Origin of the sequence: Streptomyces cyaneofuscatus (assembly GCF_000718135.1) — a bacterium.
GTDB classification, from domain to species: domain Bacteria; phylum Actinomycetota; class Actinomycetes; order Streptomycetales; family Streptomycetaceae; genus Streptomyces; species Streptomyces cyaneofuscatus.
The window spans coordinates 113,583-137,821 of sequence record NZ_JOEM01000015.1; the positions used below are offsets into that span (position 1 = coordinate 113,583).

Annotated in this window: 25 protein-coding genes; 3 read left to right on the top strand and 22 right to left on the bottom strand. The window is 72.1% G+C overall.

Annotation, left to right across the window (positions count from 1 at the left end; all coding sequences use genetic code 11):
* The first annotated feature begins 76 nt into the window (after positions 1-76).
* Positions 77-907: a murein hydrolase activator EnvC family protein gene (locus IF17_RS0124160; protein WP_030569546.1), complete on the top strand. Its 831-nt coding sequence runs from the start codon at positions 77-79 to the stop codon at positions 905-907.
* Here the strand turns inward: IF17_RS0124160 and IF17_RS0124165 are convergent.
* From IF17_RS0124165 to IF17_RS0124245, 17 genes are all read right to left on the bottom strand, one after another.
* On the bottom strand, positions 858-1,415 hold the full coding sequence (locus tag IF17_RS0124165; protein ID WP_018509621.1) for a TetR/AcrR family transcriptional regulator: 558 nt from the start codon (positions 1,413-1,415) through the stop codon (positions 858-860). The genes IF17_RS0124160 and IF17_RS0124165 overlap by 50 nt on opposite strands.
* 128 nt (positions 1,416-1,543) lie before the next feature.
* The gene (gene whiG, locus IF17_RS0124170) at positions 1,544-2,380 is read right to left on the bottom strand and encodes an RNA polymerase sigma factor WhiG (RefSeq protein WP_026241016.1); all 837 of its coding nucleotides are present in this window, start codon (positions 2,378-2,380) and stop codon (positions 1,544-1,546) included.
* A gap of 253 nt (positions 2,381-2,633) precedes the next feature.
* On the bottom strand, positions 2,634-3,746 hold the full coding sequence (dprA, locus tag IF17_RS0124175) for a DNA-processing protein DprA (protein ID WP_030569549.1): 1,113 nt from the start codon (positions 3,744-3,746) through the stop codon (positions 2,634-2,636).
* A gap of 98 nt (positions 3,747-3,844) precedes the next feature.
* Complete coding sequence (locus IF17_RS0124180) at positions 3,845-5,461, bottom strand: YifB family Mg chelatase-like AAA ATPase (protein WP_030569552.1); 1,617 nt, start codon at positions 5,459-5,461, stop codon at positions 3,845-3,847.
* Positions 5,461-5,820: a YraN family protein gene (locus IF17_RS0124185; RefSeq protein ID WP_030569554.1), complete on the bottom strand. Its 360-nt coding sequence runs from the start codon at positions 5,818-5,820 to the stop codon at positions 5,461-5,463. The genes IF17_RS0124180 and IF17_RS0124185 overlap by 1 nt, the downstream gene beginning before the upstream one ends.
* Before the next feature lie 171 nt (positions 5,821-5,991).
* Positions 5,992-6,300 (bottom strand): DUF2469 domain-containing protein, encoded by a 309-nt coding sequence (locus IF17_RS0124190; RefSeq protein ID WP_003965949.1) that lies wholly within the window; start codon positions 6,298-6,300, stop codon positions 5,992-5,994.
* A 64-nt stretch (positions 6,301-6,364) separates the two neighbouring features.
* Positions 6,365-6,853 (bottom strand): NUDIX hydrolase, encoded by a 489-nt coding sequence (locus IF17_RS0124195; RefSeq protein WP_030569556.1) that lies wholly within the window; start codon positions 6,851-6,853, stop codon positions 6,365-6,367.
* The gene (lepB, locus tag IF17_RS0124200; protein WP_030569558.1) at positions 6,850-7,593 is read right to left on the bottom strand and encodes a signal peptidase I; all 744 of its coding nucleotides are present in this window, start codon (positions 7,591-7,593) and stop codon (positions 6,850-6,852) included. Before lepB (IF17_RS0124200) ends, IF17_RS0124195 begins: the two co-directional genes overlap by 4 nt.
* 50 nt (positions 7,594-7,643) lie before the next feature.
* Positions 7,644-8,555, bottom strand: a complete 912-nt coding sequence (gene lepB, locus IF17_RS0124205) for a signal peptidase I (protein ID WP_030569561.1) — start codon at positions 8,553-8,555, stop codon at positions 7,644-7,646.
* Positions 8,458-9,534, bottom strand: coding sequence for a signal peptidase I (gene lepB, locus IF17_RS0124210; protein ID WP_030569564.1), 1,077 nt, complete (start codon positions 9,532-9,534; stop codon positions 8,458-8,460). The genes lepB (IF17_RS0124205) and lepB (IF17_RS0124210) overlap by 98 nt, the downstream gene beginning before the upstream one ends.
* Complete coding sequence (gene lepB / locus IF17_RS0124215) at positions 9,527-10,300, bottom strand: signal peptidase I (RefSeq protein ID WP_030569566.1); 774 nt, start codon at positions 10,298-10,300, stop codon at positions 9,527-9,529. Before lepB (IF17_RS0124215) ends, lepB (IF17_RS0124210) begins: the two co-directional genes overlap by 8 nt.
* A 71-nt stretch (positions 10,301-10,371) precedes the next feature.
* Positions 10,372-10,722: a 50S ribosomal protein L19 gene (gene rplS, locus IF17_RS0124220; RefSeq protein WP_019763533.1), complete on the bottom strand. Its 351-nt coding sequence runs from the start codon at positions 10,720-10,722 to the stop codon at positions 10,372-10,374.
* 130 nt (positions 10,723-10,852) lie between these two features.
* Positions 10,853-11,674: a tRNA (guanosine(37)-N1)-methyltransferase TrmD gene (gene trmD / locus IF17_RS0124225; protein WP_030569574.1), complete on the bottom strand. Its 822-nt coding sequence runs from the start codon at positions 11,672-11,674 to the stop codon at positions 10,853-10,855.
* Positions 11,674-12,291: a ribosome maturation factor RimM gene (gene rimM, locus IF17_RS0124230; RefSeq protein WP_030569577.1), complete on the bottom strand. Its 618-nt coding sequence runs from the start codon at positions 12,289-12,291 to the stop codon at positions 11,674-11,676. Before rimM ends, trmD begins: the two co-directional genes overlap by 1 nt.
* Positions 12,292-12,427: 136 nt before the next feature.
* On the bottom strand, positions 12,428-12,667 hold the full coding sequence (locus IF17_RS0124235) for an RNA-binding protein (RefSeq protein ID WP_003965959.1): 240 nt from the start codon (positions 12,665-12,667) through the stop codon (positions 12,428-12,430).
* Positions 12,668-12,669: 2 nt separating this feature from the next.
* Complete coding sequence (gene rpsP / locus IF17_RS0124240; protein WP_030569580.1) at positions 12,670-13,110, bottom strand: 30S ribosomal protein S16; 441 nt, start codon at positions 13,108-13,110, stop codon at positions 12,670-12,672.
* Positions 13,111-13,268: 158 nt separating this feature from the next.
* Positions 13,269-13,862 (bottom strand): hypothetical protein, encoded by a 594-nt coding sequence (locus tag IF17_RS0124245; protein ID WP_018509633.1) that lies wholly within the window; start codon positions 13,860-13,862, stop codon positions 13,269-13,271.
* A gap of 452 nt (positions 13,863-14,314) precedes the next feature.
* On the opposite strand from IF17_RS0124245, the gene IF17_RS0124250 reads away from it, so the two are divergent.
* Complete coding sequence (locus IF17_RS0124250) at positions 14,315-15,181, top strand: class I SAM-dependent methyltransferase (protein WP_030569584.1); 867 nt, start codon at positions 14,315-14,317, stop codon at positions 15,179-15,181.
* 81 nt (positions 15,182-15,262) lie between these two features.
* On the opposite strand, the gene ffh is transcribed toward IF17_RS0124250, so the two are convergent.
* The 5 genes from ffh to nsdA form a co-directional block, all read right to left on the bottom strand.
* Positions 15,263-16,816 carry a signal recognition particle protein gene (gene ffh, locus IF17_RS0124255; RefSeq protein ID WP_030569587.1) on the bottom strand — a complete coding sequence of 518 codons (1,554 nt, stop codon included), beginning with the start codon at positions 16,814-16,816 and terminating at the stop codon, positions 15,263-15,265.
* A gap of 131 nt (positions 16,817-16,947) precedes the next feature.
* Complete coding sequence (locus IF17_RS0124260) at positions 16,948-19,407, bottom strand: [protein-PII] uridylyltransferase (protein ID WP_030569591.1); 2,460 nt, start codon at positions 19,405-19,407, stop codon at positions 16,948-16,950.
* A 119-nt stretch (positions 19,408-19,526) separates the two neighbouring features.
* Positions 19,527-19,865 (bottom strand): P-II family nitrogen regulator, encoded by a 339-nt coding sequence (locus IF17_RS0124265; RefSeq protein ID WP_006127894.1) that lies wholly within the window; start codon positions 19,863-19,865, stop codon positions 19,527-19,529.
* Complete coding sequence (locus IF17_RS0124270) at positions 19,862-21,214, bottom strand: ammonium transporter (RefSeq protein ID WP_030569595.1); 1,353 nt, start codon at positions 21,212-21,214, stop codon at positions 19,862-19,864. The genes IF17_RS0124265 and IF17_RS0124270 overlap by 4 nt, the downstream gene beginning before the upstream one ends.
* A gap of 404 nt (positions 21,215-21,618) precedes the next feature.
* Positions 21,619-23,094 carry a transcriptional repressor NsdA gene (gene nsdA, locus IF17_RS0124275; protein WP_030569600.1) on the bottom strand — a complete coding sequence of 492 codons (1,476 nt, stop codon included), beginning with the start codon at positions 23,092-23,094 and terminating at the stop codon, positions 21,619-21,621.
* 439 nt (positions 23,095-23,533) lie between these two features.
* On the opposite strand from nsdA, the gene IF17_RS0124285 reads away from it, so the two are divergent.
* Entirely contained in the window at positions 23,534-24,181 is a 648-nt protein-coding gene (locus IF17_RS0124285) for a bifunctional DNA primase/polymerase (RefSeq protein ID WP_030569603.1), read from the top strand.
* The last annotated feature ends 58 nt before the right edge of the window (positions 24,182-24,239 follow it).

Here is a 24,239-nt window from a genome sequence, read left to right on the forward strand (position 1 = left end):
TATCCACAACCGGCGAGTAGTCCACAGGCGCGGACCAAGATCCCCGGAATCCGAGCCTCCGGGGGAGCGTTGATCCATGCGATTCCTGCTCTCGCCCCTGCGCACACCCGGCCCGCGCCGGTGCCGCGTGCCGATGTTCCTGCTGGCCGTGGCCCTGCTGACGGCAGCGCTGCCGGTGGCTTCGGCCGGTGTTCGGCTCCTGCCTGCCGCCCGGACCGGGGAGGCGTCGCCACCGACGGAGCCGGACGCGGGTGCGGAGGCGCCCCCGCTGGCGGCCGGGCCGGACGAGGACGGGGACGCGGACGCAGGTGAAGAGGCGGACGCGGGTACGGGTGCGGGCGGCGGGACGTTCGCGGAGCTGGACGGTGGGCCGGTCTGGCCGCTGACGGGCAGGCCTGCGGTCTTACAGGGGTGGGAGCCGCCCGCCACGCCGTACGGGCCCGGCCACCGAGGCATTGATCTGGCGGCCCGGCCCGGCGACGCGGTGGTGGCCGCCGCCACCGGCCGGGTCTCGTTCGCGGGGCGGGTGGCCGGGCGCGGGGTGCTGGTCATCGAGCTGGCCGGGAGCGGGGCGCCCCCGCTGCGCACGACGTACGAGCCGGTGCGGGCGCTGGTGGACAAGGGCGACGAGGTCGTCGCCGGGCAGCCGGTCGGGGTGCTGGAGGCGGGGCCGTTCCACTGCGCCGGGGGCTGTCTGCACTGGGGGCTGCGGCGGGGCGACGCCTACCTCGACCCGCTCACACTGCTGCCGCCCGCACTCCTGCGGCGCGGGCCGTCACGGCTGCTGCCGGTCTTCGGGGTGCCGGAACCGGAAGAGGCGGCCGCGGACCCGGGTGGAGCGTCGGAGGCCGCCGCGCTCAGCCGCGTACGCCGCGCAGGATCATCGCGACGGCGGTGTCCGCGATGACGCCGGGCTCCTCCGCCACGCTCAGCTCGATACGGCGCACGGCGGCGTCCACCGATCCCTGCAGGAGCATCGCGGCGAGCCTCGGCTGCGTGTGGCCGAGGTCCCCGAGCGCTTCGACGATCATGGCGATCAGGCCGCCGTGCGCCGCCCGGATCTTCTCCCGGGCGCCCGCGTCGAGCTCACTGGCGGAGATCGCGACGACCGCCCGGTGGCGGCGGTCCCCGACGAGATCGAGCTGTCGGCGCACATACGCCTCGATCTTCGCCTCGGGGGTCTCGGCGCGCTGCATCGCGTTCTCGACCTCGGCCGCCCAGACGGGGAAGTCGACGGCGCAGAGCTCCTCGACGACGGCGGCACGGGAGCGGAAGTACTCGTACACGGAGGACCGGGCGAGGCCCGTGCGCTCGGCGAGTGCGGGGAAGGTCAGCGCCTCCGTACCGCCCTCGGACAGCAGGGAGCGCGCGGCGTCCAGGAGGGCGCCGCGCTGCATGGTCCGGTGCTCGGCCACGGAGGCCGCTCGAATCCTGGGCACGTATCCACTCTACGGCGGCGGCTGCCGGAGGGAAGGGCAGAGCGTCGGTCCAGGTGGCCGGAGGGACGGGATCAGCCTCGGTCCAGGTGGCCGGAAGGGGACTTTCAGCGTCCGGCGTCGGCCAGTTTGGCCCGGAGCTGGAGCACGGATTTGGTGTGGATCTGGCTGACCCGGCTCTCGGTGACGCCGAGGACGTTGCCGATCTCCGCGAGGGTCAGGCCCTCGTAGTAGTAGAGGGTCACCACCGTCTTCTCCCGGTCGGGGAGCGTGTTGATGGCACGTGCGAGCAACCGTCTGAGCTCGCGGTCCTCGGCTACCTCCACCGGATTGTCGGCGGCGGTGTCCTCCAGGGTGTCCATCAGGCTCAGCCGGTCGCCGCCCTCGCCGCCGACATGCAGCAGCTCCTCCAGGGCGACCACGTTGGCCAGGGACAACTGGCTGAAAACCGCGTGCAGTTCCTCCAAGGCGATGCCCATCTCCGAGGCCACCTCGGACTCGGACGGGGTGCGCCGCAACTGCGCCTCCAGCGTGGCGTAGGCGCGCTCCACGTTCCGCGCCTTCTGCCGCACCGAGCGGGGGATCCAGTCGAGCGCCCGCAGTTCGTCGATCATCGCGCCGCGGATCCGGGTGATCGCGTACGTCTCGAACTTGATGGCCCGCTCGATGTCGAACTTCTCGATGGCGTCGATCAGTCCGAAGACTCCCGAGGAGACGAAGTCCGCCTGCTCCACGTTGGACGGCAGCCCCACACTCACCCGGCCCGCGACGTACTTGACGAGCGGCGAGTAGTGCAGGATCAGCTGCTCCCGCAGCCGCTCGTCGCCGGTGGTCTTGTACGAGCGCCACAGTTCGTCGAGGGAGGAGGGGGCGGGAGGGCGCACAGTGCCACGCGCAACCGGTGGTACTGCCGCGCGGTCAGACCCGGAGGTGTGCTGGGGCATGTGGTGCCTTGAGCCGTTCTGCCGTGAAGTGCTGGGGGACTTCTGTCTGGGGCGGAATCCTTGTGAGCGTAGCGTGACTGCGGTGTCGCAGTCCGCACAGGAGTGGAGATCCGGGCCGCGTGATTGCGTTCTGCCCCTCACGCCGCCCGCACCTGCCGGGATCCGGGGCCGTCGCCGTGGGCGAGGGCCTCCGGCAGGTCACCGATCGATCGTGCGAGGTCATCGGCTTACCTTTTCACCCGAATGCTCCAGGTCAAGAACCGCCTCGCCGCGCGTCGCCGCCACAGGGTGACGGACGCGTCAACCGCCAGCCGTCGCCCTCCCGTTCGACGAACCCCAGTGAGTGCAGTTCGTACAGTCGCGCGAGCGTTTCGTCGGCGGACGTCCCGGCGCCGCGGGCGAGGTCACGGGGGCTGACCGGGCCGTGGTACGGGAGGGCGTCGAGGACCCTCGCCGCCACCGGGTCCAGCCGGTCCCGGGGCAGCACCGGGCCGCGCCGGTCCGGTGCGAGGTCGCCGATCTCCCCGATCAGCTCGGCGACTTCGGACGCGTCGGTGACCAGCACGCCTTCACCGCGGAGCAGTTCATGGACACCGGCCGACAGTCCGCTGGTGGCGGGCCCCGGCACCCCCATCACGAACCGGCCGAGCCGCTGGGCCTGACGGGCGGTGACGAGGGAGCCGCTGCGGTACTCGGCCTCCACCACGACCGTTCCTCTGGTCAGGGCGGCGATCACGCGGTTGCGGAGGACGAACCTGCTGCGGGTGGGATGCGCGCCCGGCGGCAACTCCGCGATCACCAAGCCTTGTTGGGCCACCCGGCCGATCAACTCCGCGTGGCCTCGCGGATAGGGGATGTCGACACCGCAGGCCAGCACCGCCGCCGTCGCGCCGCCCACGGCCAGGACGCCCCGGTGCGCCGCCCCGTCCACACCGAACGCGGCGCCCGACACCACCACCCAGCCGCGCTCCGCGAGCCCGGCGCCGAGGGTCGCCGCCATGTGCGCCCCGTACGGCGTGCAGGCCCGCGCGCCGACCACCGCGACCGAGCGCAGGGCCCACAGCCGCAGGTCCGGCCGGCCCCGCACCCAGAGCCCGACGGGACGGGCGTCCCCCAGGTCGTCGAGCTGGCTCGGCCACTCCCGGTCCCCTGGGCAGACAAGGCGGCCGCCCAGGGCGGCCGCCGCCGCCAGGTCCCGCGCCGGCTCGGCCACCGCCGCCCGGAGCCGGTAGCCCTCCAGCCGTACGGCGGTCATCCCCGGCAGCCTCTCCGCGGAGCCGTCGGCGGAGCGGAGCGCCCGTAACAGCTCCACGGGCCCGGCCTGCCGCAACCACGCCCCCGCCCGCTCGTCCCCTGGCTCCAGCACCCGCGTCAACGCGGCCCGCGCCAGCCGCTCAGGCTCCGGCCCCCGCTCCGGCCCCTCGGCCTCCGGCCCTTGCGGCAGCATCTCCGCGTCCATCCCCCTCACAGCGCCCCCATCTCCATCGGCGCCCCGCGCTGGATGCCGGTCCGCAGCTCCAGGGCGACCGCGATGTCACGGTCCTCCGGCCGCGGAGCGCCCCTCAGGTCGGCCACCGTCCAGGCCACCCTCAGCACCCGGTCCAGCCCCCGGGCCGTGAGGATCCCGCGCTCCAGGTCCCGCTCCGCCGCGGCCAGCGCTCCGGGGGCCGCCAGCAGCCGGGTCCGCAGCTCATGGCCGGGCACCTCGCTGTTGGTCGTCCACGGCGTCCCGGCCAGCCGCTCCGCCGCCCGCGCCCTGGCCTCCCGCACCCGCGCGGCGACCACGGCCGTCGGCTCGCCCCGGCCGCCCTGCTCCAGCAGATCCGCCCGGTCGACCGGCTCCACCTCGACCCTCAGGTCCACCCGGTCCAGGAGCGGGCCGGACAGCCGTGCCTGGTAGCGGCGGACCACCGAGGGCGGGCACTCGCAGCCCGCGCCGGTGAGGGAGTGCCGCCCGCAGGGGCACGGGTTGGCGGCCAGCACCATCAGGAACCGGGCGGGCAGCCGCACCACCCCCGCCGCCCGCGCCACCACCACATGGCCCGACTCCAGCGGCTGGCGCAGCGCGTCCAGCGCCTTGCCCGAGAACTCCGGGGCCTCGTCCAGGAACAGGACCCCTCGGTGCGCGAGCGAGACCGCCCCCGGCCTCGGCATCCCGTTGCCCCCGCCGACCAGGGACTGCATGGTCGCCGAGTGGTGCGGGGCGCAGTACGGCGCCCGGGAGACGAGCGGTTCACCCGGGGGGAGGATGCCCGCCACGGAGTGGACCGCCGTCACTTCGAGGGATTCCTGCCGGGTCAGCGGCGGCAGGACCGCCGAGAGCCGCTCGGCCAGCATGGTCTTGCCCGCACCCGGCGGGCCCGAGAACAGCAGATGGTGTCCCCCGGCCGCCGCCACCTCCAGGGCCTTGCGCGGCCGCGGCTGTCCCGCCACGTCCGCCAGGTCCGGGATGTGCCCCTCGCCCTGCGGTGACGCCAGCCCGGCGCCGAGGCCCGTGCCCGGGACCATCAGTCCTGCGAGCATCGCGTCCGGGCGCCCCCGGTCGTCGACGGGCTCGTCGGGCACCGGCTCGTCGCAGAGGATCGCGATGAGCTGGCGCAGGCTCCGGACGCCGAGGACCGAGACACCCGGCACCAGGGCGGCCTCTCCGGCCGTCTGCTCGGGGACGACGACCTGCTGGTACCCGGCCTCGGCCGCCGCGAGGACGGCCGGCAGCACCCCCCGTACGGGACGGACCCGGCCGTCCAGCCCCAGCTCGCCGATCATCACGACATCGGCGATGGCGGCGGGGTCCAGCCGCTCCGCCGCGCCGAGCACCGCACACGCCACGGCGAGATCGAAACCCGATCCGCTCTTCGGGACCGAGGCCGGGGAGAGGCCCACCGTGAGCTTCTTCTGCGGCCACTCGGCCCCGGAATTGACCACGGCGGCCCGCACCCGGTCCCGGCTCTCGATCAGGCTCTTGTCCGGCAGCCCGACCAGCGTGAACGCCGCCACCCCGGGCTCCAGGTCCGCCTGGACCTCCACCACCACACCTTCGACGCCGACCAACGCCACGGAACACGCCCGTGCGTACCCCATCAGGACACCCCCCGCGCATGCTCGGTGACAGGGGCGCCGCGCCGGGGCACGATCACCCCGATCAGGTCGATCCGGGCCCCGCCGACGGGTGGCCCGCCGTGCCGCTCCAGCCAGATCTCGGCGAGCCGCCGCAGCCGGTCCGCCTTGGCCGGGGTGACCGCGGCCATGGGATGTTCGAACCCGTTCGGCCTGCGGGTCTTCACCTCGCAGAAGACCAGTGCGTCGCCGTCCCTGGCGACGATGTCGACCTCTCCGGCGCGACAGCGCCAGTTGCGCTCGATCACGGCCATTCCGGCGTCGGTCAGCAGCCGTGCCGCCAGATCCTCGCCGTACCGCCCGAGTGCCCCCCGTGCGTTCATCTCTCCACCACCTCCGGCACCGACTCTGACCCGGCCGGACGGAAGTTGTGGATCTTGGTGGATAACCTTCCCGATGTGGAAAACCCGGCCACCCACACGGGTGACCGGGTCCAGGACGTGTCCAGCGGATCTTGCACGAGTCGGCGGCCGTGACCTACGGACCGCGCGGGGTCAGCCTCCCGGAAGTTCCAGATCGCTCTTGTTGAGCTCTTCGATATTGACGTCCTTGAAGGTCAGCACGCGGACCTGCTTGACGAACCTCGCGGGCCGGTACATGTCCCAGACCCAGGCGTCCGCCATGGACACCTCGAAGAAAACCTCACCCTGGACGGAGTGCACCTGCATCTCGTAGTCGTTGGTGAGGTAGAAGCGCCGTTCGGTCTCGATCACATATTTGAACAGACCGACGACATCGCGGTACTCCCGGTAGAGCTTCAGCTCCATCTCGGTCTCGTACTTCTCGAGGTCCTCGGCGCTCATGGCATGTTTCCCCTTCAGCCGTGCGTCCCCCCATTGTGCGTCAGCCTCGGGCGCCCCTGGACGATCAGGCGGTTTCGGCGGCGAGGACCAACGGCACACGCGGGGGACCCTCGTCGAGGAGCGTGCGCAGCAGCTCGGCGAGTCTGGTCGGGTACACCGTCTCACGCGCCGCGAGAAGTTCGGCGGAAGTCCACCACCTCAGACCGGAGACGCTGCGCAATTCGAGCTCGGTGAGGCCCTGGGGGTCGGTGGCGGTCTGTGCCGTACGGGCGAGGAAGTACCACTCGTCCTGGTCCCAGCGCCGTCCGTCGAACGGGAAGGAGCACATCCGCTTCCAGAGCACCGGGCCCAGCTCGATTTCGGTGATCCCGGTCTCCTCGGCCAGCTCGCGGCGGGCCGCCTCCTCATGGGTCTCGTCGCCCTCCAGGCCGCCGCCGGGCGTGAACCACCAGTCGTTCCCGGGGTCGCCCGGCTCATGGCCGTGGAGCAGGAGGATGCGGTCGTCGGGGTCCAGGAGCACCACCCGGGCGACCCTGCGTACGGCCCCGGTCACCGGGCGGCCCGGCGGCGGGCGGAGCGGGCGGCGACGGGTCCGTACGCCGCTCCTCCGAGGATGAGGACCACGCCCACCAGCACCGCCCCCACCTGGAGCGGGAGCGGGCCGTCGGCGGAGACCCCGCCGGGCAGGGCGGCGAACGCGTCGGGGCGGCCGATCATGCCGTTCATCGGCCAGACCACCGCGTCGACCCGGGCCTGGACGGCGCTCAGGGGTACGGAGCCCTGCCCGGCGTCCTCCAGGTGGACCCGGGAGTCCAGGGAGGTGGCCCGCTCGTCACCGAGGAGGAAGATCTGGCCCTTCGGCACCTTGGCGGAGAAGTTCTGCGGGGAGGCGGGCGCCCGTGTGCCGGCGGCAGCGGCGCCTCGGTTGATGTACGGCTCCTCCACGGGGGTCCCGCCGACCGTGAGCCGTCCCTCCTTGTCGCAGCAGGCGACCGTGTCCCCGCCGATGCCGACCACGCGCTTCACCATCGGGGTGGCGCCCCAGACGCTGTCGGTGAAGACCACCACGTCACCGCGCCGGACATCGGCGCCGTCTATCCGCTCGGCGAGCACCCGGTCCCCGGCGTTGACCGTGGGGGACATGGAGGCGGTGGGGACGGCGTACGGCTTGTACACCACCGCCGCCCAGAGGAACCCTCCGAGGAAGAGCACACAGCCGACGGCCACGGCCAGACCCGACACCATGGTGCCGGTCCGGCCGCGGCCGTCATCGTTGCGTTGCGTACCGCTCATCCCAGCGCTCCCCCATCGGAGATCGACAATCGCTGATCCGAGTCGGCACCCTACCCGGCGGTACGCCCGGCGGTCAGCCTCCTGCGGCGCCAGAACACGAGGGGCAGCGCTCCGGCTACCCCCAGTGCGGCCGGGGCCAGCGCGGCGGCCGCGTTCAGCCCGGGCTGGTCGAACGTGCTGGGGATGGGCAGGGTCGCCCAGCGGCCCACGGGCCAGGCGACGACGATCGCACGGCCGACGACCTCGTCGTTGGAGACGGTGCCCTGGCCGGGGAGCTCCTGGTGGTAGCGGGAGTCCAGGGAGTTCTGCCGGTGGTCGCCCATGACGAAGATCCGGCCCTCCTCGACCTTGATCGGGCCGAAGGGCTTGTCGTTGCACGGGGTGTTCCCCGGGAAGATGAACGACTTCTCGTCGAGCGCCTTGCCGTTGACCGTGACCGGCCCGTTCTCCTTGCACTCCACGGTGTCGCCGCCGATCGCGATGACCCGCTTGATCAGGTCCTTCTCCTCGGCGGAGGGCATCAGACCGATGAAGCTGAGGAACTTCTGCGCCACGTTGGGCTCCGGGGTCGCGGCATCCTCCAGCCAGCCGCCCGGATCGTGGAAGACCACGACCTCGCCGCGCTCCGGCTCGGCGCCGAACCAGGGGGTGAGCTTGTCGACCAGCACCCGGTCGCCCCGCTGCAGGGTGTTCTGCATCGAGTCCGAGGGGATCGAGAACGCCTGGATCAGGAAGGTCTTGATCAACAACGCCAGGATCAGGGCGATACCGATGAGCAGCGGCAGCTCCATCCAGAAGGAGCGCTGCCTCCGGGGAGGCGTGCCGCCGCCCGGACTGCCGTCGTCGTCGCCCGGTGTACCACCCTCACCGCCCGGCGGCACCGCCGCCCCGCCCTCGGGAGACTCGTCGCGCCCCGGCCGGTCCTCGGGTTCGTCGTGTCCGGATCGTGCGCCGACCGCCAAATCCCCCACATCCACTCCTCAATACGTGCCACTGCCCGCGCCCGATCCGGTGCAGGCCCACCACTCCCATAACGAGCGGGAGTTCCGCAGGGGTCGGGAGCCGGACCATTCCGTCCCGATCCGGAGTGGCAACCCTATGCGACGGCCCCGGAACGGCCGCCTCCGAGCCGCTCGCCCGCGCCACCGCGGCGAAGGTCTCGCGCTCCTCCAGGGTGGTCCAGTTGGAGAAGGGCCAGGCGATCACGACGGCCCGCCCCACCACCTCCTCCTCGGAGACCGTGCCCTTGTCGGGCTCGTCGAGATGGAAACGGGAGTCGGCCGAGTTGGACCGGTGGTCGCCCATCATGAAGAGGCGGCCCACCGGAACCTCTACCTCGAACTGCACGGTCGAGGGCCGGTCGTCCGGGTGCAGATAGGGCTCGTTCAGCGGTACGCCGTTGACGGTGACGCGGCCGTCGGTGCCGCAGCACTTCACGGTGTCGCCGCCGACGGCCACCACCCGCTTGATCAGGTCCTGCTCGTCGTCGGAGGGCAGCAGGCCGATGAACTTCAGCGCCTCGCTGGCCTGCTTGACGCCGATGGGCGGATCCTCCTTGCCCGCGGCGTTCTCCTGCTGGAGCCAGCCGCCGGGGTCCCTGAAGACGACGACGTCCCCGCGCTGCGGCTTCGACCCGAAGTTCGGGGTCAGCTTGTCCACCAGGACGCGGTCGCCGATCTTGATGGTCTGCTCCATCGAGCCGGACGGGATCACGAACGCCTGGACGAGGAAGGTCTTCAGGACGAGCGCGATCAGCAGCGCCAGCACGATGAGGACCGGTATCTCCTTCACCGCTGATCTGCGCCGCTTGCGCCGGACCTTCTTGGCGAGCCTGCGGCGCTCGGCCCGGGTCGGCAGCGAGCGGGGCGTGGTGGGCCGACTCCCGGTCGGCAGCGGGACGTCGGAGGCCGGGGCGCCGCGCGGGCGCCCGCGGTTACCCATGCGCCCTGCCGGGTGCCCGTACGCCGTCGAAGGCGCCGGTCCCCTCCAGGCCGCCGATCCGGGCCGGCGGCCAGCCCAGCCAGTCGACCCGGCCGATCACCTTCTCGGCGGGGACCATCCCGCCGCCCGGCGATCCGAGGTGGTCGCGGGAGTCGCTGGAGCGGCTGCGGTGGTCGCCCAGCACCCAGAGCGTGCCCTGCGGGACGACGATGTCGAACGGGGCCTCGGAGGCGGTGTCCCCGGGGTGGAGGTACGTCTCGTCCACCACCGCCCCGTTCACCCGGAGCCTCCCCCGCGCGTCGCAGCAGACGACCCGGTCACCCCCCACGCCCACCACCCGCTTCACGAAGTCGGTGTCGGGGGGTTCGGCGAGGCCCAGGGAGGAGGCCGCCCAGCGGGCCGGCGCGGCCAGCGGGTTCGCGTCCAGGTCCTCCCGTACGAAGGAGCCCGTCCCGTCGAAGACCACCACATCCCCGCGCCGGGGCTCGGCGCCGGACCGGTACGCCAGCTTGTTGACGAGCACCCGGTCCCCGACCTGGAGGGTGGGCTCCATGGAGCCGCTGGGGATCAGGAAGGGCTGGACCACGAAGGCGCTGAACAGCAGCAGCGCGGCCGTGCCCGCCACCCCCGCGACGAGGACGCGCCGCCGCCAGGGCCGTACGGCCGCGACGGCGCCCCGGACACGCGAGAAGCGCGACCCCTCCTCGGACCCGGCACGGGGTTCCGAGGAGCGATCGCGCTCCGAGTGCTCTGCTTGCGTGTCCATCGCGGCCGAATCCTATCCGGCCGCGCTGTGGACGCCAGAGGGTGCCTTGCCGGTCACCCGCCGTCGGCAGATCAGTTGTCGCGCTTCTCCTTGATCTTCGCGGCCTTGCCGCGGAGCTCACGGAGGAAGTACAGCTTGGCGCGACGGACGTCACCGCGGCTGACGAGCTCGATCTTCTCGAAGATCGGGCTGTGCACGGGGAAGGTGCGCTCGACGCCGACGCTGAAGGAGACCTTGCGGACCGTGAAGGTCTCGCTGACGCCCGAGCCCTGACGGCGGATGACGATGCCCTTGAACTGCTGGATACGGGAGCGGTTGCCCTCGATCACTCGCACGTGGACGTTGACGGTGTCACCGGGGCGGAACGCCGGGACGTCCGACCGGAGGGTGGCGGCGTTGACGCCATCGAGCAGGGAAGACATGAGTTCTGCTTTCTTCGCCGATGCCACAGGTCATCGACGGGATGTCGAGAGGAGTGAAGGAGTGCTGATCGCGTCGGGCGGGCGTCTTTCCCCCTGTGGCAGGGGCGCACACCGGACGTACAGCAGCGGCCTATTCTTCCACGGCCGGGGGCCTGCGCCAAAATCGGCCGCCGGGCTCCGGCGCGAAGCCGAGGATGGAGAGGATCTCGCGGTCCTTCTTGTCGAAGGCGCTCGCCTCGCACCGCTCGATCAGATCGGGCCTATTGAGGGCGGTCCGGGCGAACGCCTGGTCCCGCCGCCAGCGCGCGATCTTCCCGTGGTGGCCGCTGAGCAGGACGTCCGGGATCCCCCGGCCGCGCCACTCGGGCGGCTTGGTGTAGACGGGGCCCTCCAGGAGGTTCGCCATGGCGCCGGGAGCGAAGGAGTCGTCGCGGTGGGACTCGGCGTTGCCGAGGACGCCGGGCAGCAGCCGGGCCACGGCCTCGGTGATCACCAGGACGGCAGCCTCCCCGCCGGCCAGCACGTAGTCGCCGATGGAGACCTCGACGACCGGGACGCGGGTGGCGTACTCGTCGATCACCCGGCGGTCGATGCCCTCGTACCGGGCCGGGGTGAAGACCAGCCAGGGCTTGGCGGAGAGCTCCACGGCCAGTTCCTGGGTGAAGGGGCGGCCGCTGGGTGTGGGCACCACGAGGACCGGGGAGTGCGCGCCGGACTCGTACCCGTCGGCCAGGGCCTGGTCCAGCGCGTCGCCCCAGGGCTCGGTCTTCATGACCATGCCGGGGCCGCCACCGTAGGGGGTGTCGTCGACCGTGTTGTGCCGGTCGTACGTCCACTCCCGCAGGTCGTGGACGTGGACGTCGAGCACCCCGCGGGCGCGGGCCTTGCCGACCAGCGAGACGTTCAGCGGGTCCAGGTACTCGGGGAAGATCGTGACGACGTCGAGCCGCATCAGGCGTCGCCCTTCGGCGCCTCGTCCGCATCCCCGGAGGCCTGCGCGTCGTCCCCGGAGGCCGCCTCACCGGTCTCCTCGTCGCGGGAGGAGGCCACCACGGCCTCGCTCTCGTCGATCAGGCCGGGCGGCGGGGTGATGACCGCGCGCTGCTCCTCCAGGTCGATCTCGGTGACGATCTCCTCCACGAACGGGATCATCACCTCGCTGCCGTCGGGGCGTTCCACGATGAAGAGGTCCTGCGAGGGCAGGTGGGAGATCTCGGTGATCCGGCCGATCTCCGTGCCGTCGGCGAGCACGACGTCCAGGTCGATGAGCTGGTGGTCGTAGAACTCGTCCTCGTCCTCCGGGAGCTCCTCCGGGTCCACCTCGGCGATCAGCAGGGTGTTGCGCAGGGCCTCGGCGCCCGTGCGGTCGCGCACGCCCTCGAAGCGCAGCAGCAGCCTGCCGCTGTGCACCCGTCCCGACTCGATCGTGAGCGGGCCGGTGGCCGCCGGGTCGGTGGCCAGGACGGCGCCGGGCCCGAGCCGCAGCTCCGGCTCGTCCGTTCGTACCTCGACGGTGACCTCGCCCTTGATGCCATGGGCGCGGCCGATCCGCGCAACTACCAACTGCACGCTGTTCTCCGATTGATGGGGTGGGGACCTGGGGACCCGTGGGCCGACCGGTCGCGGGAACGCCCGGGGTGGCCGACGACAAAGGCCGGGGACGGCCCGAAGGCCCTCCCCGGCCCTGGCCGGTGTTCAACTGCGGTCAGCGGACCTGGTCCACATCGACGAGGTCGACACGGATCCCACGACCGCCGATGGCGCCCACGACGGTCCGCAGAGCGCGGGCGGTACGGCCGTTACGGCCGATCACCTTGCCGAGGTCGTCGGGGTGGACCCGGACCTCCAGCACGCGCCCGCGGCGCAGGGTGCGCTCGGCAACCTGCACGTCGTCGGGGTTGTCGACGATGCCCTTCACGAGGTGCTCGAGAGCCTCCTCGAGCATGCTCAGGCCTCGGTCGACTCGGTGGACGCGGCAGCGTCAGCCGCCTCGTCCGCCTTCTTGTCGGCCTTCTTGGCCTTGGGGGTGATGGCCTCACCCTTGGCCTCGTCGCCGTCCGAGGACAGCGCCTCGAACAGGGCGCGCTTGTCAGCCTTGGGCTCCGGCTGCAGGAGCGGCGCGGGGGCCGGGAGGCCCTTGTGGGCCTGCCAGTCACCGGTGAGCTTCAGGATCGCGAGGACCGGCTCGGTCGGCTGGGCGCCGACGGACAGCCAGTACTGCGCGCGCTCTGCGTTGACCTCGATGCGCGAGGGGTTCTGCACCGGGTGGTACAGGCCGATCTCCTCGATGGCCCGGCCGTCACGGCGGGTACGGGAGTCGGCGACGACGATGCGGTAGTGAGGCGAACGGATCTTGCCCAGACGCTTCAGCTTGATCTTGACTGCCACGGAAGTGGTGTCTCCTGGTCTCTGACGTGGTTGGGCACAACTAGATGCCACGTGGGGTTGCGGTACTCGTAAGTGCCCGATGGACGCGTCAGCCGGAGGAGAGAGGGGTCCTGTGCGACTGTCGAGTACAGCTAGCCATTGTGCCACACCACTTCACCTCACCCCACCGCGACCGCCGCTTCCGGGATCTGGAACGGCTTGCCGCAGCCACCGCAGACGATCGGGGCCTGGGCCAGGACCGAGGGGACGACGCGGACGTTGCGTCCGCAGTCGCAGACGGCCTTGACCCGGACACCGCCTCCGGAGGAGCCGTGCCGGGCGGCAGGGCCCCGGAAGGAGCGCTTGGTGTCGGCGGCGGTGGCGACCGTGTGCGCCTTGAGGGCGCGCTGCAGCCGTTCAGTGGTCGGGCGGTACCGGCGCTTGGCCTCGGGATTCAGCGTGACCAGCGAGAATCCGCTGCTGGGGTGGGGCTCCTCGGCATGGTCGAGGCCCAGCTCCTCGGCGATCGCGAGGAAGCGTCGGTTGTGGTAGCGGCCGGCGCGGGAAGTGTCACGGACTCCTCTCGCGGCAGCGATGCCGTGGACTGCCTCGTGGAGCAGTCGCTCGAAGGAGAGCTCGGCGCCACAGGCGGACGAGGACTCTCCGATCAGGGACTCGGGCGCGGCTAGATCGGGCAGCTCGGGGTGGTACCGCTGAATGTCGGCCCACGCCTGTGCCAGCTCTGCGGCAAGTACAGGTGGTGTCGTGCTCACGTCGTGACAACGAGTCCGAGTGCCGTGGTGTTCCTATTCCGGGGCATCCCAAATAATTTGCACGTACCAGTCAGTTGCTCGTGATGTGCCCTGGATGCGTCCGGAGGCGGGCGGGTGCGCCGAACTGCGGAGAAGACGCACAGCTCGCACCAAGGTGGTGCACAGCGTGCGGTGCGCCCGGCGCACGGGATGTGCGGTGCGCCGGCGCCTGGTGCCACTTACGGGCCCGCCGGAGAGGGTACCCGGCGGCGCCGCTCGACGTGCCCGGTGCCCGGTGTCGGGTAAGACTGATTCGGAGAGGCGCACGACCGGGGCACGTAAACAGTGCCCCACAACCCCTGGACGGAACGGCGGATGCGCAGTTCTCTGGCATACGGGGGGTGCGGACATACGCATACGGGGGGCCGTCCACTCGGGCAAGATCGACCTCTTGGCGGATTGGGGCGCTTTCCATGACACCAACGCTCGTCCGGAACCTCCGGGACGCGGATCCCTCCGCGCCGGCGGACGCCGGTACCCGTGCCCGCGACTGGGCCGAGATCCAGGAACGCATGCTGGCACCGCTCTACGAGGCGGTGTACGACCGGCTCGAAGTCGGACCCGCCACCCGGATGCTGTCGCTCGGCTGTGGCTCCGGGCTGGCCATGCTCGTCGCAGCGGCCCGGGGGGCGCAGGTGACGGGCGTGGACTCCGACCGCGAGCGCCTGGCGCTGGCGCGTGAGCGGCTGCTGCCCGACGAGGGCACGGAGGGCGCGGAGGGCGCGCCCCCGCACCGGGCCCGGCTGCACGAGAGCGGGCTCCCGGCGGGCGCCGGCGCGGACGGGGCACCGTACGACCTGATCACCGTGTTCGAGCCGATCGGCTGTGCGGCCGGTGACTCCGAGGGGCTGGTGCCGGCGCTGGAGTCGGCGCTGCCGCTGGCGGCCCGGGGCGCGACCGTGGTGCTGACCGGCTGGGGCCCGCCGGAGCGGTGTGCCACGGCGCCGGTGCTGCGGGTCGCGGCCCGGCTGACGGAGTCCGCGCGTCCGCCGCGTCCCGGCGGGTGGCGGCCGACGCTCCGGGACGATCTGGAGGACGTGGCCGCGCGGGCGGGGCTGAAGCCGGACGGTTCGGGGCGGGTCTCCTGCCCCTTCGGGTACGCGGACCCGGACAGCGCTGTGCGCGGGCTGCTGTCGACCGGGCTCTTCGACGCCGCCGTACGGGCCACCGACCGCTCCCAGGTGGAGAAGGAGGTCGCGGAGGCGCTGCATCCCTACAGGCGGCCGGACGGCACGGTGTGGATGCCGAACGTCTTCCGCTACCTGGTCTGCACGACGTGAGCTGAAAGAAGCCGCCGCGAAACGCGCGTAAGGGGCGCCCTCTCTCAAGGGCGCCCCTTACGCATACGTCCGGCGGGCCGGTCAGCCCATGAACTTCTTGAACTCGTCCGGCAGCTCGAAGTTCTTGTCCTCCTGCGCCGGGAGCCCGAACGCGCCGCCCTGGGCGGCGGCCTGCTCGCGGCGCTCCGCGGCGGCGGCCTCCTCGGCCTTGCGCTTCATCGGGTTGCCGCTCTTGCGCTTGCCCTTGGCCTGCTTGACCTGCTTCTTCTGACGGCCGGGGCCGCCGCCCATGCCGGGCATCCCCGGCATCCCGGGCATGCCGCCGCCCTGGGCCATCTTCGACATCATCTTGCGGGCCTCGAAGAAGCGCTCCACCAGGCTCTTGACGGCGGAGACCTCGACGCCCGAACCCTTGGCGATACGGGCCCGGCGCGAGCCGTTGATGATCGTCGGCTCGGCGCGCTCCTTGGGCGTCATCGACTTGATGATCGCGGCGGTGCGGTCGATGTCGCGCTCGTCGATGTTGTTGATCTGGTCCTTGATCTGCCCCATGCCGGGCAGCATCCCGAGCAGCTTGGAGATGGAGCCCATCTTGCGGACCTGCTCCATCTGGGCCAGGAAGTCGTCGAGGGTGAAGTCCTTCCCACCCTTGCTCGACTGGAGCTTCGAGGCCATTTTGGCGGCCTCTTCCTGGCTGAACGTCTTCTCCGCCTGCTCGATCAGGGTGAGGAGGTCACCCATGTCGAGGATGCGGGAGGCCATCCGGTCCGGGTGGAACGCGTCGAAGTCCTCCAGCTTCTCGCCGTTCGACGCGAACATGACCTGCTTGCCCGTGACATGGGCGATCGACAGGGCGGCGCCACCGCGGGCGTCACCGTCGAGCTTGGAGAGGACCACACCGTCGAAGCCGACGCCGTCGCGGAAGGCCTCGGCGGTGTTGACCGCGTCCTGGCCGATCATCGCGTCGACGACGAAGAGGATCTCGTCGGGGCTGACGGCGTCGCGGATGTCCGCGGCCTGCTGCATCAGCTCCTGGTCGATACCGAGGCGTCCTGCGGTGTCGACGATGACGATGTCGTGGACCTTGGCCTTGGCGAACTCGATGGAGTCCTTGGCGACCTGGACCGGGTCGCCGACGCCGTTGCCCGGCTCGGGGGCGTAGACGGCGACGCCGGCGCGCTCGGCGACGACGCTCAGCTGGTTGACGGCGTTGGGGCGCTGGAGGTCGCAGGCGACGAGCAGCGGGGAGTGGCCCTGGCCCTTGAGCCAGAGGCCGAGCTTTCCGGCCAGCGTCGTCTTACCGGCACCCTGGAGACCGGCGAGCATGATCACGGTGGGGGCGGTCTTGGCGAACCGCAGCCGCCGGGTCTCGCCGCCGAGGATGGAGACGAGCTCCTCGTTGACGATCTTGACGACCTGCTGGGCGGGGTTCAGCGCCTGGGAGACCTCGGCGCCGCGCGCCCGCTCCTTCACGTTGGCGATGAAGGCCCGGACCACGGGCAGGGCGACGTCGGCTTCCAGCAGGGCGATACGGATCTCGCGTGCCGTGGCGTCGATGTCCGCCTCGGACAAGCGGCCCTTGCCCCTGAGGTTCTTGAAAGTCGCGCTAAGGCGGTCGGAGAGAGTATCGAACACGGCGCTCGTCGGTCCTCAGGGTCGGGGGCGGGGCAGGTCAATCGCCCTCCAGGGTATCCGGCCCCCGGAGAACACCAAGCCCTCGCCCGGATCCGGTGCCGGGCGAGGGCGGTACAAAAGCGTCGTACGTGTCAGCCGAGGGCCTTCTCGACCTCCCGGGCGACCTCGGCGGCCCGGATCTGCGGCAGCGGTTCGCCGTCGGTCCCGGTGACGTAGAAGGCGTCCACCGCGTTGGCGCCGAGGGTGGAGACATGGGCGCTGCGCACCCGTACCGCGCATCCCTCCAGGGCGTTGCCGATCCGGTGCAGCAGCCCGGGGGCGTCCTGGGACCGGACCTCGATGACGGTGGCCCGGCGGGAGCCGGCCGCCGCCACGGTGACGCGGGGCGGCGGGGCCTTCACGCCCCTGCGGCGCGGGTAGGCGGCCTCCCGCTCCGCGAGCCGGGCCCGGATGTCCAGGGAGCCGTCCAGGGCGCGTACGAGGTCGGCGCGGAGCCGGGCGGCCTGCGGGAGGGACCCGTACTCGGCCGCGACCCGCCAGCTGAGCAGCAGCAGGTCCGCGCTCTCGCCCACCTCGTTGGGCAGCTCCACCGCGCGCAGGTCGGCGGCGCGCACGGTGAGGCGGTGCAGGGCGAGGACCCCGGCGGCGGCGGGCAGGACGCCGGGGCGGTCGGGCAGGGCGATGAGCAGTTCGACGCCGACCGGCTCCACCTCGCCCTCCCCGGCGGGCTCCTCGGGCTGGGTGTGCAGGGTGAGGGCGGGTTCGCCGGTGCGCAGGGCCTCGATGGCGAGGCGTTCGTGCTCGGCGCTGGGCGCGGCCTCCTCCGGCTCCTCGGGGGCCTCCCCCGCGAGGACGGCGGCGACGCGCTTGACCAGGTCGGTGACGAGGGAGGCCCGCCAGGTGGACCAGGCGGCGGGCCCGGTGGCGAGGGCGTCGGCCTCGGTGAGGGCGTGCAGCAGCTCCAGGGTGGAGGCGGTGGAGACGGCTTCGGCGACCGACCGCACGGTGGCGGGGTCGTCCAGGTCGCGCCGGGTGGCGGTGTCGACGAGCAGCAGGTGGTGGCGTACGAGGGTGGCGATGACACCCACGTCGTGCTTGTCGAAGCCGATCCGGGTGGCCATGTCGCGGGCGATGACCTCGCCGGCCACCGAGTGGTCGCCGGGCCAGCCCTTGCCGATGTCGTGGAGGAGGGCGGCGACCAGGAGGAGGTCGGGGCGGTGGACGCGGCGGGTGAGGGAGGAGGCGCGGACGGCGGTCTCCACCAGGTGCCGGTCGACGGTCCAGGTGTGGACGGGGTTGCGCTGGGGTCGGCAGTGGACACGTTCCCAGTCGGGCAGCAGCCGGGTGATGATCCCTTCCGCTTCGAGCGCCTCCCAGACGCCGACGGTGGGCTCCCCCGCGCCGAGCAGGGTGACCAGCTCCTCGCGGGCCTCGGGCGGCCACGGGACGGGCAGCGGCCGGACGGTGGTGGCGAGGTGGCGTACGAGGTGGCGGGAGAGCGGCAGTCCGGCCTCGGCGGCGGCCGCGGCGGCGCGCAGGGTGAGGACGGGGTCGCGGTCGGGGCGGGCGGCGCGGGCGAGGACCACTTCGCCGTCGGCCTCCACCACGCCGTCGGCGAGCGGGGCGCGCTCGGGGACGGCCTTGGAGCCGAGGCCTCCGCTGAGCATGGCGCGCAGCTTCGGGCGGACCGAGCGGGCGCGCAGCACCCGGTTGACCTCGCGCCAGGTGACGTCGGTGGCGTACGAGACCGTGCGCGCGGCCTCGTACACCTGGCGCAGCAGCGCGTCCGCGTCCATGAGGCCGAGCGCTTCGGCGACCTGGTCCTGTTCCTGGAGGGCGAGGCGGTCGGTGGCGCGGCCGGTGGTGAGGTGGAGGGCGTCGCGGGCGTCCAGGAGGACGCGGCGGGCCTCGGTGAGCCCTTCGCGGGGGGCGTCGGCGACCCAGGAGGCGGCGACCGCGCGCAGGGCGGTGGCGTCGCGGAGGCCGCCCCGGGCCTCCTTGAGGTCGGGTTCGAGGAGGAACTGGAGCTCGCCCATCCGCTCCGCCCGCTCCTGGCAGAGCTCATGGAGGGCGGGGAGGCGTTTGGGCGCCTGGTTGCGCCAGTCGGCGAGGATCGCGGTGCGCAGGGAGGCGACCAGGCCGAGGTCGCCGGCGACGGGGCGGGCGTCCAGCAGGCCGAGCTGGACCTTGAGGTCCTCGCCGGCCGTCCTCCGGGCCTCGCCGGGGGTGCGTACGGAGTGGTCGAGGGCCAGGCCCAGGTCCCAGACCGGGTACCAGATGCCGTCCGCGAGGGCGGAGAGGGCCGCCGCGTCGGCGGTGCCGTCGTGCAGGAGGAGCAGGTCGAGGTCGCTGCGCGGGGAGAGTTCGCCGCGGCCGTAGCCGCCGACGGCGACGAGGGCGGCGCCGCGGACCCCGGCGTGCTCGGCCGCCGACGTGAACAGGCCGGTGAGCCAGTCGTCGGTGAGGCGGGCGAGGGCCGCACGGCGCGGCGGCCCGGACCGCGCCTCCTGCTGGAGGAGGCGCAGCCGGGCCGCCGCGTAGCCGCTGGGTCCCGAGTCTTCGCTTTCGGTGATCGCTTCGGTGCTCGTCACCCAGGTGCCTTCCGTTCGGTGGGGCCTCGGTCAAGGGCGCCCGTCCGGTGTGCGGGCCGTCCGTCGGGGGCGTCGGGCCGGGAGCCGGAGGGAGGTCCGGCGCCCGGCGGGAGCCTCCGTCAGAGGGCGTCCGGGCCGCGTTCGCCGGTCCGCACGCGGACGGCGGTGTCGACCGGGACGCTCCAGACCTTCCCGTCACCGATCTTGCCGGTACGGGCGGCCTTGACGACGACCTCGATGAGCTGTTCGGCGTCCTCGTCCTCGACGAGGACCTCGATGCGGATCTTGGGGACCAGGTCGACGGTGTACTCGGCGCCCCGGTAGACCTCGGTGTGGCCGCGCTGACGCCCGTAACCGCTGGCCTCGGTGACGGTGAGCCCCTGGACTCCGAAGGCCTGGAGGGCCTCCTTGATCTCGTCCAGCCGGTGGGGCTTCACGACCGCGGTGATGAGCTTCATGCGTCCACCTTCTTTGCCTTCGGTGCTGCCGTCGGGTCCGTCGCGGGGGCGGTGGTGCGGGAGACCGTGCCGCCGCCGGCGCCGCTGAAGTCGTATGCGGTCTCGGCGTGCTCGACCTGGTCGATGCCGGAGATCTCGTCGTCCTCGGAGACCCGCATCCCGATGGTCTTGTGGAGCACCAGGGCGATGAGGCCGGAGACGACCAGAGAGTACGCGAGGACCGCGACGACGCCGACGACCTGCTTGCCGAGCTGATCGACACCGCCGCCGTAGAAGAGGCCCTTGGCGTCGGACTGGACGCCGCCGGTGGCGAAGAAGCCGACCAGGATCGAGCCGATGATGCCGCCGACGAGGTGGACGCCGACGACGTCCAGGGAGTCGTCGTAGCCGAACTTGTACTTCAGGCCGACGGCCATGGCGCACAGGACACCGGCGATGGCACCGACCGCGATGGCGCCGAGCGGGGAGACGGAACCACCCGCGGGGGTGATGGCGACCAGGCCGGAGACCGCGCCGGAGGCGGCGCCGAGGGTGGTGAAGGAGCCGTGGCGCAGCTTCTCGTAGACGAGCCAGCCGAGGACGGCGGCGGCGGTGGCGACCTGGGTGTTGAGGAACATGACCGCGCCGACGCCGTCGTCGTTGCCGAGCCAGGATCCGGCGTTGAAGCCGAACCAGCCGAACCACAGGAGGGCCGCGCCGAGCATGACCAGCGGCAGGCTGTGCGGCCGCATCGGGTCCTTCTTGAAGCCGATGCGCTTGCCGATGACGAGGATCACGCCGAGGGCCGCGGCACCCGCGTTGATGTGGACCGCCGTACCGCCGGCGAAGTCGATGACGCCCAGCTCGAAGAGCCAGCCGCCCGCGCCCCAGACCCAGTGGGCGACGGGGAAGTAGACGATGGTGACCCACAGGACGATGAACAGCGCCCACGCGGTGAACTTCACGCGGTCGGCGAGCGCACCGCTGATCAGGGCCGGGGTGAGGATGGCGAACATCAGCTGGAAGGCGGCGAAGACGTACACCGGGATGGTGTAGCCGTCCCAGAGTTCGGTGACGCCGATGTTGCTGAAGCCGACGTAGTCGGAACTCCAGCCGATGACCGAGCCGACGTCGGAGCCGAAGGCGAGGCTGAATCCGTAGAGCACCCACAGGATCGTGACGATCCCGAGGCTGATGAAGCTCATCATCAGCATGTTGAGGGTGCTCTTGACGCGGACCATGCCTCCGTAGAAGAAGGCCAGGCCGGGGGTCATGAGCATCACCAGGGCCGAGCAGATGAGCATGAACCCGGTGTTGGCGGCAGACAGCTCAGGGGCGTCTGCGGCAAGCGTCGTGATGCCTGGGGGCATCGGCGTCTCCTCGTCGTCGGAGCGGCCGCGGCGTGCGGGGGAAAGCTGCGGGACCACTGGGCAAAGGTGCGGGCCGGTCAGGGGGTGTCCGGCGGATCATGGCCGGAGACCGCCTGTGCGCCATGAGATTGGCGGAGCGCCGTTTCCGGGGATGCCGCACGATGTTTCGCGAGCGTGACGAAGAGGTGGTGCGTGTTACGTCGGAATGAATCCCGGGTGGCGGGTCCGGTGCGCTGCCTACCATGCAGCCCACGCCGCATACGGTCCGGTTGAAACGCCGCCGGGGTACTCCTGAGGGCGGAACGACGCGAACCGGCCACGGCTCCTCTCCGGATGACCAGGCGATGGGGGAGCCGAGTCGGGCTGTACGGAGGGGTGCCGCGGCCGGGGCCGGTGGTGCCGGGTCAGACCGCTTCGGCGGACTCCGGCAGCTGTTCGCTGAGCAGGTCGGTGAGCCGGGCGACGTCGGCGACATCGCCGAAGTCCCTGGCAGCGGTGTCGACGGTCTTGCGCAGCCGGGTGTTGACGCGCTCGGAGCGGACTTTCTTGGCGATCTTCAGGGCCTGTCCGGCGAGCACGGTGGACTGCTCGGGCTCGCGCTGGAGCAGGTGGACGGTGGCCATGCCGATCAGGTTGAGCGCGTAGGAGCGCTGGTGCTCGTCGTCCTCGCCGAACAGCTCGACGGCCTTCTCCATGACGGGCTCGGCGAGCGAGGCGTAGGTGGGGCTGCGGCCGGCGACATAGGCCAGGTCACGGTAGGAGTGGGCGTTCTCCCCGTTGAGCTCGGCCTCGGAGAAGAAGCGGATCCAGTCGGGCTCGGGCTCGCCGTCGAGTCCGGCGTCGAGGAAGGTGTCCTCGGCCATCCGGACCGCGCGCTTGCACTTGCTGGGCTGGCCCATGTTGGCGTACGCGCGGGCCTCCATCGCATACAGCATGGCCTGCGTACGAGGAGTGGCGCAGTCGCGGCTGCCGTACTGGGCGAGGTGGATGAGCTCCAAAGCGTCGTCGGGGCGGCCCAGGTGGATCATCTGGCGGCTCATGCTGGAGAGCACATAGCTGCCGAGCGGCTTGTCCCCGGCCTCCTTGGCGGCGTGCAGGGCGAGCACGAAGTACTTCTGGGCGGTGGGCTGGAGGCCCACGTCGTAGCTCATCCAGCCCGCCAGCTCGGCCAGTTCGGCGGCGCAGCGGAAGAGGCGTTTGGCGGTGGCCCCCGGCTGCGGCTCCTGCAACAGGTCGGTGACCTCGTGGAGTTGCCCGACGACGGCCTTGCGGCGCAGCCCGCCGCCGCACTGCGCGTCCCACTGCCGGAACATCGCGGTGGTGGACTCCAGCAGGTCCAGCTCGGGTCCGGAGAGCCGGGAAGGCCTGCGGGCGGCGGCCTCCGACTCCGGTTCGCCGGGGCCCCTGGCGGGGACGGGCACCAGCCAGCGCTGCATCGGCTCGATCAGGGCGGGCCCGGCGGCCAGCGCGAGCGAGCTGCCGAGGAAGCCCCGCCGGGCGAGCATCAGGTCGCTGCGGGAGAACTCGCTGAGCAGGGCGACGGTCTGCGGGCCCGCCCAGGGCAGGTCGACGCCGGCCACCGAGGGTGACTGGTGCGCGGTGCGCAGCCCGAGCTCCTCGACGGCGACCACCGCGCCGAAGCGCTCGGAGAACAGCTCGGAGAGGATGCGCGGGATCGGCTCGCGCGGCTGCTCGCCGTCGAGCCAGCGCCGCACCCGGGAGGTGTCGGTGCTGATGTGGTGGGCGCCCATCTGCCGCGCCCGCCGGTTCACCTGGCGCGCCAGCTCGCCCTTGGACCAGCCACTGCGTACGAACCACGACCCCAACTGCGCGTTGGGGCGCTTACCGGCCTCCGTATCGCCTGCGCCGCTGCCGCTCACCGGAACGCCCCCACTCCCCGTCATCCCCGCTGAATCCTTCATCGTGCGAACCACTATCAGAATGCCGTGCCTGCTGCCGTTCGTACGGGAGTTGGCCGCCATCGAACAGGAAACCGGGTTGCCCGAGGCATACCCGTGGCTGCACATGCTCCCAGGGTTCGTGTACCGACGGTAATCCTACGATCACCCCTCTCGCGAGGGGGATTGCGGAAACGCCACCATTCGCCACCCCTTCGAATGAACCCGACTGCCTTCTGGCGCGCTTGACTTGAGCCACCACGATCGATGACGAGCGTACGGAAGCACTGGGGGGCGCACGCACCGCGCCGCACCACCTCGCGCACCACGGCGCACGCCACTCGATCGAGTTGCAGCGACGGAGGGTTACCCGAGCGCTCCGGGTCGTAACCACCGATGAGTCGGACCCGTTGGAGGGGGCATGGGCTTCACGATCGGCGGCATCCGCGAGAAACGTTCCGGCGTACGGCGGCGAGGCCGCAGCGCCGAGGCCACCGCGGTGGCCGAGTACACCGGGCTCTGGGGCTGGGCGGTGGCGCCAGGCACCCGCGCCCGCGACGGCGCCTGCTCGTGCGGGCAGCGGGCCTGCCCGGCCCCCGGCGCCCATCCGCTGGGCTTCGCCCGGGAGGTCCCGGCGGGCACCGGCCTGGACAGCGCGGCGGACGCCTGGGCCGAGACCCCGGGCGCCTCGATGCTGCTGCCGGTGGGCCGCACCTTCGACGTCCTGGACGTGGCGGAGCAGGCCGGGCGGCGGGCGCTGGTGCGGCTGGAGCGGATGGGGCTGCCGCTGGGCCCGGTGGCGGTGACGCCGACCGGCCGGGCGCAGTTCTTCGTCGCCCCCGGGGCCGCCGCCGAACTGCCCGGCCTGCTCTACCGCATGGGCTGGGACGACGCGGACCTGGACCTGCGGGCGCTGGGCCCGGGCGCGCACATCACCGCCCCGCCCTCCGACCTCGGCGGCCTCGGCCCGGTCCGCTGGCTGCGGCCCCCGGTGCTGGACACGGCCGCCGCTCCCCCGCAGGCGCGGCTGCTGCTGGGGACGCTGGCGTACATCTGCCACCGGTCGTGAGCAGGAGGCAGGAGTACCGAGACGGCGGACGGGCGGCAGGCTCCTCGTGGGAGCCTGC

What these genes read in the sequence shown, in the direction of transcription:
- IF17_RS0124270 (WP_030569595.1), bottom strand. Translation starts at nt 21,214, where the DNA reads ATGCCCCCAGGCATCACGACGCTTGCCGCAGACGCCCCTGAGCTGTCT.
- IF17_RS0124190 (WP_003965949.1), bottom strand. Translation starts at nt 6,300, where the DNA reads ATGAGCGCCGAGGACCTCGAGAAGTACGAGACCGAGATGGAGCTGAAG.
- IF17_RS0124180 (WP_030569552.1), bottom strand. Translation starts at nt 5,461, where the DNA reads ATGGGGTACGCACGGGCGTGTTCCGTGGCGTTGGTCGGCGTCGAAGGT.
- IF17_RS0124160 (WP_030569546.1), top strand. Translation starts at nt 77, where the DNA reads ATGCGATTCCTGCTCTCGCCCCTGCGCACACCCGGCCCGCGCCGGTGC.
- lepB (WP_030569566.1), bottom strand. Translation starts at nt 10,300, where the DNA reads ATGGACACGCAAGCAGAGCACTCGGAGCGCGATCGCTCCTCGGAACCC.
- rplS (WP_019763533.1), bottom strand. Translation starts at nt 10,722, where the DNA reads ATGTCTTCCCTGCTCGATGGCGTCAACGCCGCCACCCTCCGGTCGGAC.
- whiG (WP_026241016.1), bottom strand. Translation starts at nt 2,380, where the DNA reads ATGCCCCAGCACACCTCCGGGTCTGACCGCGCGGCAGTACCACCGGTT.
- IF17_RS0124265 (WP_006127894.1), bottom strand. Translation starts at nt 19,865, where the DNA reads ATGAAGCTCATCACCGCGGTCGTGAAGCCCCACCGGCTGGACGAGATC.
- lepB (WP_030569558.1), bottom strand. Translation starts at nt 7,593, where the DNA reads ATGAGCGGTACGCAACGCAACGATGACGGCCGCGGCCGGACCGGCACC.
- IF17_RS0124235 (WP_003965959.1), bottom strand. Translation starts at nt 12,667, where the DNA reads ATGCTCGAGGAGGCTCTCGAGCACCTCGTGAAGGGCATCGTCGACAAC.
- lepB (WP_030569564.1), bottom strand. Translation starts at nt 9,534, where the DNA reads ATGGGTAACCGCGGGCGCCCGCGCGGCGCCCCGGCCTCCGACGTCCCG.
- trmD (WP_030569574.1), bottom strand. Translation starts at nt 11,674, where the DNA reads ATGCGGCTCGACGTCGTCACGATCTTCCCCGAGTACCTGGACCCGCTG.
- IF17_RS0124185 (WP_030569554.1), bottom strand. Translation starts at nt 5,820, where the DNA reads ATGAACGCACGGGGGGCACTCGGGCGGTACGGCGAGGATCTGGCGGCA.
- IF17_RS0124285 (WP_030569603.1), top strand. Translation starts at nt 23,534, where the DNA reads ATGGGCTTCACGATCGGCGGCATCCGCGAGAAACGTTCCGGCGTACGG.
- IF17_RS0124250 (WP_030569584.1), top strand. Translation starts at nt 14,315, where the DNA reads ATGACACCAACGCTCGTCCGGAACCTCCGGGACGCGGATCCCTCCGCG.